Below are 14,131 nucleotides of genomic sequence, written 5' to 3' on the forward strand. Positions count from 1 at the left end.
AATACATTCCTTGATGATTTAGTAGGTGCTGTAGCGGCAGCAGCGGCAGGAAAACTGGCACATAATGAGCCAAATCGCGTGCAACATGCTATAGCAGAAGAATAGAAGTTTGTCATATATCTATTTATCGATAAAGTATGAGATAGGCTTCGATGACTCATTGATAACACTTTCACAACAATTTGATGACACTTTCACAACAACTTGATAACAATGTATAGAGTTGCTAGATATTATTGATGTTATAAAGAATAAAGAGTATAAATAATATTGATTGGAAATAAGTACTTTGTTTTGTAGCTATATACAGGAGGAGCTATGCAAAAGGTTCTAGTAGTAATCGATATGCAAAATGATTTTGTAGATGGTGCCCTTGGTTCATCGCAAGCACAGTTAATCGTAGATAATGTGCGTAAGAAAATTGAAAGCTTTGATGGCCCTATTATTTTTACGCGTGATACGCATGATAGAGATTACTTGGAACACCAAGAAGGAAAGCTTTTACCAGTGCCACATTGCGTTAAAAATACCGAGGGCTGGCATATTGTGGATGGCTTGATTGAGGCTGCAGAAGGTCGATCAATTATGAGTCCAGTGTCCTTTGTAGATAAACCAAACTTTGCCTCTTTTGAGTTGCTCACTCGGTTAGAGGGCATGGATAAAGTAAATCCTATTGAGTCTATTACGCTCATCGGCTTATGTACAGATATTTGCGTTGTGTCCAATGCGATTATGTTGAAAGCAGGCTTGCCAGAGATTCCGATTCACATTGATTCGAGCTGTTGTGCTGGCGTAACAGAGGAGTCTCATCAAGCGGCATTAGCAACGATGAAAATGTGCCAGTGCATTGTCGAATAATTTGTATATATCTGTATATGTTTTTATGTAGAACTATGTGTTATTGCTGAGCAAAAGTCCATAACAATCAACTAATGAAAGGCTGTGGGAGTTCCCATGGCCTTTTTATGTTAGCCTTTTATATTGACGTTTTTCTATATAATGTGTACAATTAGATAAAGAATGATAATTCATATCAATTTATTGGCTGAAAAGTATATCTTAACTTCTGGTTAAAGTTAGGATAATACGTCTCTTCTTGAAGTATATATGCTATGCTAGTAGATTGATATTATACTAACGATGCAGGTGCATCGAATCGCTTTCACAAGAACGATGATACGAAATAGTTAGCATTGTTCTATGCCCTAAATTTAAGGAGGACTACTATGAAACCTTTCGAACTCGCACCATTACCGTATGCTTATGATTACCTAGAGCCTGTTATCGACGCTGAAACAATGAAATTGCATCATGACAAGCATCACCAAGCGTATGTTAATAATTTGAACGCGGCCATCGCGAAATATCCGGATCTTGCGTATGGTTGTGTAGACTGCATTCTCGGCGATATTGCTAATGTGCCAGAAGATATCCGTCAAGCAGTTATCAATAATGGTGGTGGTCACAAGAACCACACCATGTTTTGGGAAATCATGACAAAACCAGATACTTCTAAATTGCAAGGTCCTTTGAAAGAGGCTATTGACGCTGAACTTGGGGGCTACGATGCGTTTGTTGAAAGCTTCTCTACTGCGGCAGCTACACGCTTTGGCTCTGGTTGGGCTTGGCTTGTAGTTAACAAAGATGGCAAGCTAGAAGTGACATCCTCTGCGAACCAAGATAATCCTCTATTGGAAGGTAAAAAAGCAATTTTGTGCTTGGACGTTTGGGAACATGCATACTACTTGCACTACCAAAACCGTCGCCCAGACTATATCAAGGAATTCTTCCGCGTTATTAACTGGGACAAAGTTTCTGAAAACTACGAAAAAGCATTGAAACCACATCATGATTAAGTGGTACACTTGTTAGAAACAGAAACAGAAACAGAAACAGAAACAGAAACAGTAATAGATAAGTAATTTAAATATATAACGGATAGTTGATGTGTCTCCCTTCATGTATGAGCCGGGATGGATAATCATCTATCCGTTATTTTTATCTTTTTTTACTGTTTTCGAGCGTATAAGCGTATAATTTATTTTATTGGTAAAGAGTTACTATTGGTAAAGCGTTACATGATATTCTGAAAAATTTTGAATTACTTTCAAAAGTATTGCCACGGATACAGATTTTCTAATCGATATCGTTTATCATAGATGCATAGGTCATTATATATAGACCTTTCACAGTAAATAGATAGCCTTATATGCGAGATTTTTACGTATAGGGGCTCATTAATATTAGTAAGTATTTTATAAAGATTTTGACATGAGGGGCTCAAAATGGAAAAGAAATTAGATCTATCCAAATCTGTATATGATTTGGTAAAAGAATATCCTGAAGTAGCAGATATTATGAAAGAATTAGGGTTCAGCGAAATTACAAACAAGGTGATGTTGAACTCTGTTGGTAAAATCATGACCATCCCGAAAGGGGCTAAGATGAAAGGCGTATCCATGATTGATATCGTGGGCGCTTTCATGAAAGCTGGCTTTACCTTAGAAGGTGAAATGCCAAATCTATCTGGTGATGATGCGGAAACTACGGGTCATCCTGGTGTAGCGCCTACCGCAACGGCTACAAAGTCTAATGTTACGGATGCATCTGCTAACGTAGCATCTAGTACAGTTGCAGCAAATGCAGTAGAAAACAGTGAACCAGTATCTACTACAGCGCCAGCTAATACTGATGAAGATTCCGAAACTAAGGCTGAAGATACAGTTCAAGATAGCGAACGCGTAGAGCAGCTCAAAGGTTTCTTGAAACGTTTAGGTACAGGTGAAGACCTTGGTGCCGTTCGTGAAGACTTTGCTAGTCAATTCGCCCATGTTGAGGCTAGTGAAATCATGAAAGCTGAACAAGGCCTTATGCGTGAAGGCACACCACTAGCAGAGGTTCAACAATTATGTGACCTTCACTCTGCCTTGTTCCACGGCTCCACTATCCATGAACAAATGGAGTCTGAACACGCTAAGGTTGAGGCTGTACTAGAAGCACAAGAAAAAAGTCAAAGCGTAGTAACGCTAGTCGAAACAGTAGGTCATCCACTCAATCGATTAACAGAAGAAAACAAAGCTCTTGATGCGTTGATTGAAGCTACAAAGGTTAAGGTGGCCGATAAGACTGCTACGGTAGATGATGTGAACGAAGTGCGCCAAGTGTCTATTCACTACGCTAAGAAGGGCGACCTTTTATATCCTCATTTGAAAGTAGCCTATGATATCTCTGGTCCATCCATGGTTATGTGGACTGTTGATGACGATATTCGCGATGGCTTTGGTCGTCTAGCTCGTGCTAAGTCTATTGATGATGCTTGGTACGAAGAGTTTGATGGTCTTCTCACACGTGCTCAAGAGATGATCTACAAAGAGCAAAATATCTTGTTCCCAATTTGTGCAGAGAACTTTAGTACTGAAGAGTGGTATCAAATTTACAAAGATACAGCGCAGTATGAAGAAATCCTTGGGGTAAAACGCACTATTTGGACAGAGGCTGAAGCCGCATTAGCTACACAAACAACAAAAGCAAGTGGCGATGATAATACTATTGCTCTAATAGGTGGTAGCTTAACTGTAGATCAATTAAATGCCATGCTTAATACAATGCCAATGGAAGTAACCTTCGTTGACCACGAAGACATTAACCGTTACTTCAATGATGGTGAAAAGGTCTTTAAACGCCCTACTACAGCTATCGGTCGCGATGTATACTCTTGCCATCCTCCAAAGATAGAGCCTATCGTACGCGGTATTATCGAATCCTTCCGCAAAGGGGAACGCGATAATGTGGCGGTATGGCTTGAAAAGGTAGGTCGTCCATTCTATGTAAACTATATGGCGGTGCGCGACCAAAACAATAATTACCTTGGTACATTAGAATTAGTGCAAGACATGCAATTTGCAAAAGACCATTTCAAACGTTCCTAGTAAATTTTATTTTAAATATCTTTACTAAAAGACCATTTTAAACATTCTTAGTAAAAAACGATTTTTAATATTCTTAGTAAAAGACTATTAAATATCCCTGCTAAAAGGCTTTTCAAACGTTCCGAATAATCGATTATTTCAAATACTCCTGATAAATAATTGCTTTAATACTCCTAATAAAGGCTTTAGATGTCGGTAATAGTAACGTATGATTAGCTAAAAGTAGGTTTAAATATAATAAGAGGCAGCCACAGACGTGTTCTAAACAGCTGTGACTGCCTCTTTTGATTATATAGTGATATTGAAAATTAACTATTATTTTAGACCTGTAATATTTAAATATTTTGTAGGATAGCATTCGTAGCAATTTTGATGTTCTCAAGGCTTGTGGCCAAGTTCAAGCGCACAAAGGTTGCGTAGCTTTCACCACCAAACCATTCACCAAAGCTTGGTGCAATACCGCATTTATTTTCAAAGAAATCATGCATTTCCTCTGGTTTAAGATAAGCGCTAAAATCGATCCAAGCCAAATAGGTGCCGTCCATAGGGCTAATGCGAAGTTCAGGCAAGTTGGCAAGTAGTTTATTGCACATATAATCATAGTTTTCTTTCACTACATTGAGTAGGTCCGTTAGCCATGCTTCTGCTTCTGGATGCGTGTAGGCAGCTGTGATGGCTGCCTCGGCAAGAACGTCCGAATCTGTATGGTATACAAGGGCTTTAAAGGCGTTGTAATGATTCCGCAGTTCTTCGTCAGGGATAATGACCTCTGCGTGGTGCAGGCTAGCTATATTGAACGATTTTGACAACGAGGACATGGCGATGAGCCTGTCTGTATACGCTCCTTTAGACACAGTTAATGCAGATGTAAATGGTGTAAGTCCCGTGATGAGGTCCTGATGGATTTCATCACTAATGATAAGGACCTTATGTTGCTGGCAGATACTAAATAGTCGATCCATTTCTTCTGCAGTCCATACGTGGCCTACTGGATTGTGTGGATTACAGTGAATAAACAATTTTACATCGTGTTTAATGATAGCGGCCTCAAAGGCTTCATAATCAACGGCATAGCGATTATCTTCGTTGCGCGTCATGGGAACGGCGATGATTTGCCGCTTCGCATCGCTGGTGCTACTGTCGAATGCGCCATACACAGGGCTTAACACTGCGATGGCATCATTTGTTTTTGTGAAAGCTGCTATGCACCACATGATGGCTGTAATAACATTGGGGGCACTAGTAAGCCAGTCGCTAACGATTGTGCAGTTATGATGACGTTTGTACCAACTAATGACAGCCTTTAGGTAATTGGGATTTGTCATGGTATAGCCTAAAGGAGTAGCTTTCACATAGTTGCAAATCGCCTCTTGGATGCACCGGGGCGGCATAAAATCCATATCCGCCACCCATAGTGGTAATAAATCGATGCGATTGAATTTTAAATGTTGTCCGTCCCATTTTCTGGAATGAGATCCTCGGCGATCAATATAGTATTTTTTGGTAAACTCTGCTGTGTTCATAGGGAATCTCGCATTAGTCAAAATTCAGGATAGATTTGGCTGTGGTTAGCGTGCAAAAGTCGTAAATCTCTATTTGTATTATATCAATATATATGTATCAAGTTATATGTAAAAATTAACATAGTTTAATCTTGCATATAATACTAAAGTAATTATGTTATTAATTACATAATTGTTTTGCGAAAGTAGTGCTAAATCAGCACTACATAGCGATGTCATAACCTTTTTCTTAACTCGCAAACAAAACACACAGAAGGTTTTATTCGCACACACATATTTAATCTAAAAAACAATCCTAAACCAAACCTAGAACTATACATCGCTATGAAAGGGGTGCCTACTGGTGCCTCTTTTTCTATGCACTCCTTGCAAGTATAAGGGCTATATTCGTATACAAAACGTGTGATATTTGCTTGACTGTTGGGACTTTCACAATTTAGAATATACTATAGAATAGTGTGAGTCTGACCAGTGACCACACGTCTATCAAATGGTTACAAAAGATAAATGTTAGCAGCATGTGGCGGCGTCCCTATGTGAGAGGGCTCATCGGAATGCTTAGGTGCATGCAACGCTGTAAGTATAGTACTGGATCCTTGTTAGGAGGCATGTGCCATGAGTAACGAATTAAAACCACTACATTTTGATGCGGATTATACGATGGAGGAGGCGCTTGCGGAGGCGAAGCGTTGTTTGAATTGTCCTAAGCCGTTGTGTCGCATGGGTTGTCCCATTGAGAACGAGATTCCTCGTTTTATTCAGGCTATCGCACGCGGCAATTTCGGTGAAGCAAACGATATTTTGGCGGAACGGACGAATTTGCCGGCTATTTGCGGCCGCGTCTGTCCTCGTGAAAACCAATGTGAAGGCAACTGTATCATGAATAAGGCGAAGAAACCGCCTATTAACATCGGTAAATTGGAACGCTTTGCAGCTGACTTTGAAAGCATCAATGAACTTCGCAAGCCTAAGAAAATCAAACAAGATCTCGGCAAGGTAGCTGTAGTAGGTTCTGGGCCTGCAGGTTTGTCCGTAGCTGGTGATGTGGCTAAACTCGGTTATGAGGTAACTGTATTTGAAGGCCAATCTGAACCAGGTGGTGTACTCTTATTCGGTATTCCCGAATTCCGCTTGTCCAAAGCCGTTGTACGTCGTGAAATCGCTCGTCTTGAAGGCTTAGGTGTTAAATTCGTATGTAATACATTTATTGGTCAAGATAAAACTTTGGATGATCTCTTTGCTGAAGGTTTTGACTCTATCTTTATCGGTACTGGTACACATATTCCTCAAGAAGTGCGCATGGAAAACGATGAAGTGCATGGTGTATTCCAAGCGATGTACTTGTTGACTAACGTACAATTGGTAGAAAATGGGGAACTTGATGAAGATCAAATTCCTGTTAAAAAAGGCGATCGTGTTATCGTCATCGGTGGTGGCAACGTAGCGATGGATGCGGCTCGTACATGCGTCCGTTTAGGCTGCGAAGCGGTAACTGTAGCATATCGTCGTAGCCAAGAACAAATGCCAGCCTTGTTGTCTGAATACGAAGAAGCTCGTGCTGAAGGCGTTCAGTTCCAATGGTTTGCTTCTCCAGTAGGCGTAGAAGGTACAGATAAGGTAGAAGGCTTCAAATACGAAGTGATGGCACTTAACGAAGATGGTGCAGGTATCCACGGTACTGGTAACTTCCAAGTAATGCCTGTTGATAAAATCATTATCGCCGCAGGTCATAAACCAAATGCTCGTCTTGTAGGTGAAGGTAATAACTTAAAAGTAGATGAAAAAGGTTATATTATTACATCTGAAGATCCATATGGTATGACTAGTCGTGAAGGCGTATTTGCAGGTGGTGACGTTGTTCACAAACCTGCTACCGTAGTATTGGCTATGCGTGAAGCTAAAAAAGCCGTTGATGGTATGGTTAAATACATGGAAATCAAAAAAGCACAAGAAAGCGCAAATCAATAATTTTATATAAATACATAGAAAGGACTATACAGTTCAGCTGTATAGTCCTTTTGTATTGTTAATAGACTTATTATTTCTAAATGTATTTTAACAATATTGCGTATTTACTATATATCGCATTTACTATATATCGCATTTACTTTATATCGTATAGTCTTCTTGTATTATAAATAAAACTAGGTAATTTTATAAATCAAGTGTATGCATAATGTATGAATACTGTAAAAGAATTGCAATATATAGATAATACCTGTATTTTTGATTTACTATCTGTATTTTTAATGATAATAACTTTTATATATACTAAAATTCCACGAAATGATGAAATCCTACGCAATGAAATCTGCATAGAACAAAAGCCTTAATTAAAATGATTTACACATTAGTTTTTGTTAAGGCTTTTGTGTTATCGCTTTTCAACCACTACTAGGAAATGATTGAGCCCAGATTTATAGTAAAGGCATAAATATGTGTTGAGGGAGAAAGTAGATAGAGGTTGGCATGAATCCTATCGTATGTTGTCAAGATCTACAAGTTCGACAAGAAGTTCACAAGCTTGGTGTATTGATTTTACTTTGGCGCAGACAATTGGGAATGACTCAATATCAATTGGCAGATAAATCTGGTTTAGCCCAATCTTATATTAGTGACCTTGAAAGTGGTGCCGTAGATCCTCGGTGGTCCACAATTTACAGAGTCGTGTATGGACTTGGAGAAATGAATATACAAGATTTTTTGAATGGGCCGCAAACAATTAGAAGCCTAAAGATTCATTGATGATGATGACTTCCATGGTTTGCATATTGCGCATCTTTTTATAGTAAATGGTTAATGCATTACATATGCGGTCGGGAGAACCACAGTCATAGCATTTCTCTTCTAATGTGGCACATGGATTGAGACAGCTCTTTTTATTCTTTTTGCTGTTGAGCGGAGCGGCCACATTGCGTGCACGATAGATGGCGGAAGCTAAATCCGGCGTGATTTTGTTGATGCCTAGCACAAAAAATACCTCTTGAGAGCCAAAGAGTGAGGCGGCAACACGATTACCCGTACCATCAATATTGACCATTTCCCCCGTTTGAGCAAGAGCATTTACAGAGGTGAGAAATACATCACGCCCCATGGTGCGCAATGCGGTGTCGCGGAAGCTTTCACCAGGAAGGGGACGTTGAATATCCGTTACATCTTCGTTGACTTCGGATAGGGCTTTATAAGCGTTGAGTTTTAGTAACGTGCGAGAGTCCCCGATGGCTACGCGTTTGTTTTGAATACGATCTTTTAAATAGGAAATAGCTTCAGTACCTGTTTCGAAATAATGGACTACAAAATTATTGCGTTCCAAGGCTTTAATTGTTTTCTCTATGTCTATAGGTGTATCATTGTATTTTGGATGTATAACAGCGTTGATTGTTGCCTCTGTATTCGCCATAAGACCTCCTAAATGGGTGTATAAGGAATATAAATTGGCATTTGGCTATCCGTATTTTGTTTCTATTATTGTAGCGTATTATGTGTAAAGAGTTCAATTATTGGTATGTAGTTCATAGATAAACATTAATTGAAGTGCTGTATGTTAAAATTTAAAGTAAAACTTTAGGAATCTAATCCAATTTTATGATTAAAATAATAAAAATTTGGAATGAAATCCAACTTTATGATAAAATTAATATAAAGTTGGAATGGAATCCAAATTTATTAGGTAAGTGATATGATATCTGATATTACTAATACATGGGTTCCATCTATGAGAAGGTACATAGATGAGGAGGCCCTTATGAAGTTAATTCAGCGCCAAGGATATCTAGATTTTTTACGGCGTAATCGAGAGCGGCCTATTATTAAGGTCGTTTCAGGCATACGCCGTTGTGGTAAATCTACATTGTTTAGGCTGTTTGAAGATGAGTTATTGGCAGATAATGTGAAGCCTGAACAGATTATTTCCATTAATTTTGAAGAATTGGAATACGATCATTTGCGAGATTACCATGCGTTGTATCAATATATTTTAGAACGTATACAGCCTAATGAAACGAATTACATTTTTCTTGATGAAATTCAGCATGTAGATCAATTTCATCGTGTCGTAGATAGCTTGTTTGTAAAAGAGAACACAGATTTATATATTACGGGCTCCAATGCATACTTTATGTCTTCTGATATCGCCACATTGTTGACTGGACGATATGTGGAAATTCAGATGTTTCCATTGTCCTTCAGTGAGTTTTACCATAGCAAGTATGAGGGTAATCAGTATTCTTTGATTCCTGCCTATGAGGCCTATCTTCGTGAAAGTTCCTTCCCTTATACTCAGCAATTAGGGGGCGAAGACTTTGATATTCAAGAATATTTACGTGGATTATATAATACTTTGTTATTGCATGATGTTGTGGCTCGATTGAAAATTAATGATGTCACAATTTTACAAGATATAGTGCGGTATATTATGGCGAATGTTGGTAGTTTACTTTCACCAAATAAAATAGCCAACTCTCTCGTTAGTGCAGGTCGAAAAATCGATAATAAAACTGTAGAACGGTATTTACAAGGATTACAGGATAGCTTGTTGTTATATAAGGTAAATCGCTATGACGTACGAGGTAAAGAATTACTACGTATCAATGCAAAGTATTATAGTGTTGATGTAACATTACGAAATTTGCTAGTTGGGAATGCGAGCCGTGATACAGGTCATATTCTAGAAAATATCGTTTTTCTAGAGCTCATTAGACGAGGATACACCGTATATGTAGGGCAACTTGCTAAGGGTGAAATAGATTTTGTAGCACAAAAAGGGGGAATTACCGAATATTATCAAGTTAGTGAGACCGTACTTGACTCTAATACTTTGAGCCGAGAACTAGCACCGCTTGAGGCGGTACAAGACCAATACTCTAAGTTTTTGCTCACCTTAGATGAACTAAATAAAAATGCCAACTACGACGGAATTCAACAACGAAATGTTTTAGAATGGTTGTTAGAGAGTCGTTAACTTGCTATAATAATAGTATTGATATGGCGTAAAGCCAATGTTAAGGAGGCAAAAATCGTGGATTTAATTCAAAAATTAAAAGACCAAGTAAAACCATTAGGTAAAAAAATCGTGTTGCCAGAATACAAAGATGAACGCGTATTGAAAGCAACTGAAATTATTTTGAAAGAAGGTTTCGTAACACCTGTACTCGTTGGCAACCCTGCTGAAATCGCTGAAGCTGCTAAAGCTGTTGGTGTATCCATCGAAGGTGCTGAAATCATCGATCCTGCTAACTACGATCGTTACCAAGAAATGGTTGATACATTCGTAGAATTGCGCGCTAAAAAAGGCATGACTCCTGAAAAAGCTGACGCAACTATGAAAGGCGATTGCTTGTTCTTCGGCGCTATGCTTGTTCGCCTTGGCGCAGTAGATGGCATGGTTGCTGGTTCCGCTTGCCCAACTGCAAACGTATTGCGCGCTGCATTGCAAGTTGTAGGTACTAAACCAGGTCTTAAAACTGTATCTTCTTCCATGTTCATGTTCACAAGCAAAAAAGAATATGGCGACGACGGTATGCTTGTATTCTCTGACTGCGGCGTATTGCCTAATCCAACTAGCGAACAATTGGCTGATATTGCAGAATCCACTGTAGAAAAAGCTCGCAAAGTTGTTGGCATGGCTGACCCTCGCGTATCCATGTTGTCCTTCTCCACAAAAGGCTCCGCTTCCACTCCAGAAGTAGATAAAGTGGTTGAAGCTGTTAACATCTTGAAAGAACGCAACGTTGATTTCAAATTCGATGGCGAATTGCAATTAGACGCTTCCATCGTTCCTTCCGTAGCAGAAAAGAAAGCTCCTGGCTCCAATGTAGCTGGTAAAGCTAACATCTTGATCTTCCCTGATCTTCAAGCTGCTAACATTGGTTACAAATTGGTACAACGCTTCTCCGGCGCTGACGCTCTTGGCCCATTGATTCAAGGCTTGGCTAAACCAGTCCATGACCTTTCCCGTGGCTGCTCTGCTCAAGACGTTGTAGACGTTGCTGCTATCGCTGCTGTTGAAAGCATTTAATATCTGCCTAAACAATTATATATATACACATATGTTGTATATGTTTTGATATGCTGAAAGCTGGCTCTATAGGGCCAGCTTTTTGTATGTTCAACATATATCCATATATTTTTATATTCATCACGCTATGTTATTTCTTACAGCGTTACCATTATTGTCATGTTACTTTCAAATTCGTAGCCACTGCGACAGACAGAATCCATGGTTGGCCGTATAGTATAACTATAAGAAAATAGATCGGCGTAAACCATTGGAGGTGTATCTTATGAGTTTTGGGACTATTAATAAATCCATGACCGTAGCTGATGCGGTTAAAGTAAATCCAGAGTTAATGGATGTATTAGCAAAAGATGGAATTGATTTTTGCTGTGGTGGTGGACATCCTTTAGCTGAGGCTATTGCAGAAAAAGGTAAAGATGTGGATGCATACATTGCTATGCTAAATGATGTACAAGTTGCTCAGAAATCTTCTCGTGCAGAGGTGCTTAGCTATTCTAAAGACCAATTGATTGATTACATTGTTCATACCTATCATAGAGAACAATTAAATATGATTGATGAAATTGACCAAGAGTTGGCAAAACTGTTAAATGTACATTATGACCATCATGGTGAGGAATTGACAAAGATTTATCAAATCTTTTTGCAACTTAAATCCGCTCTTGTACCTCATTTCCGGCATGAAGAGCATGTAGACTTCCCTGAGTTTAAAGCGGGTAAACCCGTAGACTTTGAAGAACTTCGTGCTGAACACGAAGCTGCAGGTGTACTTTTGGAATCCTTAAGTGCATTGACCAACCAGTACACAGCACCAGCAGATGGCTGTGCTACTTATGTGTATGTATTTAAGACCATGAAAGCCTTAGAAGAAGGCCTGCATGAACATATTTTCTTAGAAAATTCTGTTTTGTTTGACATGAAATAGATTATAATATCATCTGTATAATGACAAGGAGCTATTGCAAAATGGCTCCTTGTATGTAGTAAAGACACCAATTGAATGGTTGGTGTCTTTTGTTATCTTGAGAATCATGAGTTTGTAGCTATAGTATGGGGGAAATACATCATTTGCATAAATTCATATAGAAGGTGTATGATTAAGTTAACTATATTTGATTAATATCTTTAATCAATATATTGAGTAAATGCACTTGATATATACAGGTGTAGGTATGTTTGAAGTCGTGAAAAGGAGAGGGCTATGATTTCTGTATTCGACACAAATCCTGTTGTTTTTGAAAGTACGGATCGTATATTAACGGTTAGTTACAATGGTGTACTCTGTAAAGATTCGAATGGACAAGTTATAACTGACATTGATTTTGATGATGTAAATGAGCTTCATCTTACAAGATATTTAAATTCAAATAGTAACTATTCGATTATATTTAGAGACCATAATTGGAAAAATATAGAAGGTCAAGATTTAGATACTGACCGTACAGATTATAATACTGGTCATAATATTCGTGAAACTAAAGCAATCATTGCTGCCTTTGCTCGCCATAAATTGACAGCGGACTTCCCTGCAAATTTAGACACTCTTCAATTACCACTAGATTACTCCTACATGGGTAAACGAGAAATTACCATTAAAAACGGTGTTATCTCGAATGGTAAGGTAGATATTCCTATTAATGAAATTCGTCGCGTAGTGTGTGCATCTAATGGTACAATTAGTAAACTATTAGTATATAAAGAAGAAAAACCTAGTTCTTTCTTTAAAAAGATTTTCGACAAATGTGATATGAAAATTACGTTGAATGCCATTACGTTGCCTTTGTTGGAAGCTATCGTAACGCGCAATACAGGTCATGGTATCGATTTCACTCGTGGTAATGGCTTTGATCAAAAAGATTCCAATTATATTATCATTCGCTATCTTGATTCTGGATTCTTCCTTGAAAAAGATGGTACAGCAACAACAGAATGGCAAAAAACTGCGGCGGAAACAACGGCAAAATTTAATTATGATGTGAAAACATTATTAGTGTAATAAAGATTTTTAATTTAAATTAGGAGATTCCATGTCTGTATATCATTTTTTCCTGCCTACTAAGTCTGGTGAATTACAATCCTTACAAACTTATGAAGGTAAGGTTCTTATCATTGTTAACACGGCAAGCAAATGTGGATTTACTCACCAATATGAGGGTCTAGAGGCTCTTTATAAGCAATATAAAGAGCAAGGATTAGAAATTATTGCTGTTCCTTCCAATCAATTTGGAGAGGAAGAACCTGGTTCTAATAACGAAATCCAATCTTTCTGCAAATTGAATTACGGTGTCACTTTTACAGTTATGGGGAAAGCAGATGTACGCGATGAAAGTGCATTAGACCTTTTTAAATACATGATACGAGAACAACCGTTCCAAGGCTTCCCACCTAGTGATAAAACTGAAATGCTTACAAATTATCTCAATGGCATCGATCCTAATTATCTAAGAGATGATGAGGTAAAGTGGAACTTCACTAAGTTTGTTATAGATCGTAAAGGTAATGTGGTAGGGCGCTTCGAGCCTGTTGTAAAACCGATGGAAATGGAAGCTTTCATCAAAGAACTGCTATAATTTAATAGGCATGATTTGCAATTCTTATAATTATTAGCTCCTATAATTCTTGTTATAGAAAATAAACCTGATTGAACTGCACCCCAAAAATTG

At 38.3% G+C, this 14,131-nt stretch carries 12 protein-coding genes and 1 pseudogene; 11 read left to right on the top strand and 2 right to left on the bottom strand.

Going from position 1 to position 14,131, the window contains the following annotated elements; all coding sequences use genetic code 11:
* The 4 genes and pseudogenes from HMPREF0874_RS10175 to HMPREF0874_RS05050 all read left to right on the top strand — a co-directional run.
* Window positions 1–105 (top strand): annotated as a pseudogene (locus HMPREF0874_RS10175) (phosphatidylglycerophosphatase A); the annotation flags it as partial.
* Window positions 106–318: 213 nt separating this feature from the next.
* Window positions 319–858: a cysteine hydrolase family protein gene (locus HMPREF0874_RS05040; protein WP_008602095.1), complete on the top strand. Its 540-nt coding sequence runs from the start codon at window positions 319–321 to the stop codon at window positions 856–858.
* A gap of 368 nt (window positions 859–1,226) precedes the next feature.
* The gene (locus tag HMPREF0874_RS05045) at window positions 1,227–1,856 is read left to right on the top strand and encodes a superoxide dismutase (protein ID WP_008602097.1); all 630 of its coding nucleotides are present in this window, start codon (window positions 1,227–1,229) and stop codon (window positions 1,854–1,856) included.
* 429 nt (window positions 1,857–2,285) lie between these two features.
* Window positions 2,286–3,929 (top strand): DUF438 domain-containing protein, encoded by a 1,644-nt coding sequence (locus tag HMPREF0874_RS05050; RefSeq protein ID WP_008602099.1) that lies wholly within the window; start codon window positions 2,286–2,288, stop codon window positions 3,927–3,929.
* 335 nt (window positions 3,930–4,264) lie between these two features.
* Here HMPREF0874_RS05050 and HMPREF0874_RS05055 read toward each other — a convergent pair whose 3' ends face one another.
* Window positions 4,265–5,452 (bottom strand): MalY/PatB family protein, encoded by a 1,188-nt coding sequence (locus HMPREF0874_RS05055; protein ID WP_008602102.1) that lies wholly within the window; start codon window positions 5,450–5,452, stop codon window positions 4,265–4,267.
* A 615-nt stretch (window positions 5,453–6,067) separates the two neighbouring features.
* On the opposite strand from HMPREF0874_RS05055, the gene HMPREF0874_RS05060 reads away from it, so the two are divergent.
* On the top strand, window positions 6,068–7,420 hold the full coding sequence (locus HMPREF0874_RS05060; RefSeq protein ID WP_008602104.1) for an NAD(P)-dependent oxidoreductase: 1,353 nt from the start codon (window positions 6,068–6,070) through the stop codon (window positions 7,418–7,420).
* A gap of 501 nt (window positions 7,421–7,921) precedes the next feature.
* Window positions 7,922–8,197 carry a helix-turn-helix domain-containing protein gene (locus HMPREF0874_RS05065; protein WP_004694625.1) on the top strand — a complete coding sequence of 92 codons (276 nt, stop codon included), beginning with the start codon at window positions 7,922–7,924 and terminating at the stop codon, window positions 8,195–8,197.
* Here HMPREF0874_RS05065 and HMPREF0874_RS05070 read toward each other — a convergent pair.
* Window positions 8,175–8,852: a lactate utilization protein gene (locus tag HMPREF0874_RS05070; RefSeq protein WP_008602109.1), complete on the bottom strand. Its 678-nt coding sequence runs from the start codon at window positions 8,850–8,852 to the stop codon at window positions 8,175–8,177. The two genes, HMPREF0874_RS05065 and HMPREF0874_RS05070, sit on opposite strands and share 23 nt — an antisense overlap.
* Window positions 8,853–9,197: 345 nt before the next feature.
* On the opposite strand from HMPREF0874_RS05070, the gene HMPREF0874_RS05075 reads away from it, so the two are divergent.
* The 5 genes from HMPREF0874_RS05075 (at window position 9,198) to HMPREF0874_RS05095 (ending at window position 14,038) form a co-directional block, all read left to right on the top strand.
* Entirely contained in the window at window positions 9,198–10,412 is a 1,215-nt protein-coding gene (locus HMPREF0874_RS05075; protein WP_039965198.1) for an ATP-binding protein, read from the top strand.
* 57 nt (window positions 10,413–10,469) lie between these two features.
* A complete protein-coding gene (gene pta, locus HMPREF0874_RS05080) occupies window positions 10,470–11,468 on the top strand; it encodes a phosphate acetyltransferase (protein WP_008602113.1) in 999 nt (332 codons plus the stop codon).
* Between the two features lie 265 nt (window positions 11,469–11,733).
* The gene (locus HMPREF0874_RS05085) at window positions 11,734–12,393 is read left to right on the top strand and encodes a DUF542 domain-containing protein (protein WP_039965199.1); all 660 of its coding nucleotides are present in this window, start codon (window positions 11,734–11,736) and stop codon (window positions 12,391–12,393) included.
* 276 nt (window positions 12,394–12,669) lie between these two features.
* Complete coding sequence (locus tag HMPREF0874_RS05090) at window positions 12,670–13,464, top strand: hypothetical protein (RefSeq protein ID WP_008602116.1); 795 nt, start codon at window positions 12,670–12,672, stop codon at window positions 13,462–13,464.
* A 31-nt stretch (window positions 13,465–13,495) separates the two neighbouring features.
* Window positions 13,496–14,038: a glutathione peroxidase gene (locus tag HMPREF0874_RS05095; RefSeq protein ID WP_008602117.1), complete on the top strand. Its 543-nt coding sequence runs from the start codon at window positions 13,496–13,498 to the stop codon at window positions 14,036–14,038.
* Window positions 14,039–14,131: the final 93 nt, after the last annotated feature.

It is taken from the genome of Veillonella sp. 6_1_27 (genome assembly GCF_000163735.1).
GTDB classification, from domain to species: domain Bacteria; phylum Bacillota; class Negativicutes; order Veillonellales; family Veillonellaceae; genus Veillonella; species Veillonella parvula_A.

Bases quoted from the DNA above. Each gene is read 5' to 3' on its own strand.
- HMPREF0874_RS05095 (WP_008602117.1), top strand. From the start codon at position 13,496: ATGTCTGTATATCATTTTTTCCTGCCTACTAAGTCTGGTGAATTACAA.
- HMPREF0874_RS05090 (WP_008602116.1), top strand. From the start codon at position 12,670: ATGATTTCTGTATTCGACACAAATCCTGTTGTTTTTGAAAGTACGGAT.
- HMPREF0874_RS05075 (WP_039965198.1), top strand. From the start codon at position 9,198: ATGAAGTTAATTCAGCGCCAAGGATATCTAGATTTTTTACGGCGTAAT.
- HMPREF0874_RS05070 (WP_008602109.1), bottom strand. From the start codon at position 8,852: ATGGCGAATACAGAGGCAACAATCAACGCTGTTATACATCCAAAATAC.
- HMPREF0874_RS05065 (WP_004694625.1), top strand. From the start codon at position 7,922: ATGAATCCTATCGTATGTTGTCAAGATCTACAAGTTCGACAAGAAGTT.
- HMPREF0874_RS05085 (WP_039965199.1), top strand. From the start codon at position 11,734: ATGAGTTTTGGGACTATTAATAAATCCATGACCGTAGCTGATGCGGTT.
- HMPREF0874_RS05045 (WP_008602097.1), top strand. From the start codon at position 1,227: ATGAAACCTTTCGAACTCGCACCATTACCGTATGCTTATGATTACCTA.
- HMPREF0874_RS05050 (WP_008602099.1), top strand. From the start codon at position 2,286: ATGGAAAAGAAATTAGATCTATCCAAATCTGTATATGATTTGGTAAAA.
- HMPREF0874_RS05060 (WP_008602104.1), top strand. From the start codon at position 6,068: ATGAGTAACGAATTAAAACCACTACATTTTGATGCGGATTATACGATG.
- HMPREF0874_RS05040 (WP_008602095.1), top strand. From the start codon at position 319: ATGCAAAAGGTTCTAGTAGTAATCGATATGCAAAATGATTTTGTAGAT.
- HMPREF0874_RS05055 (WP_008602102.1), bottom strand. From the start codon at position 5,452: ATGAACACAGCAGAGTTTACCAAAAAATACTATATTGATCGCCGAGGA.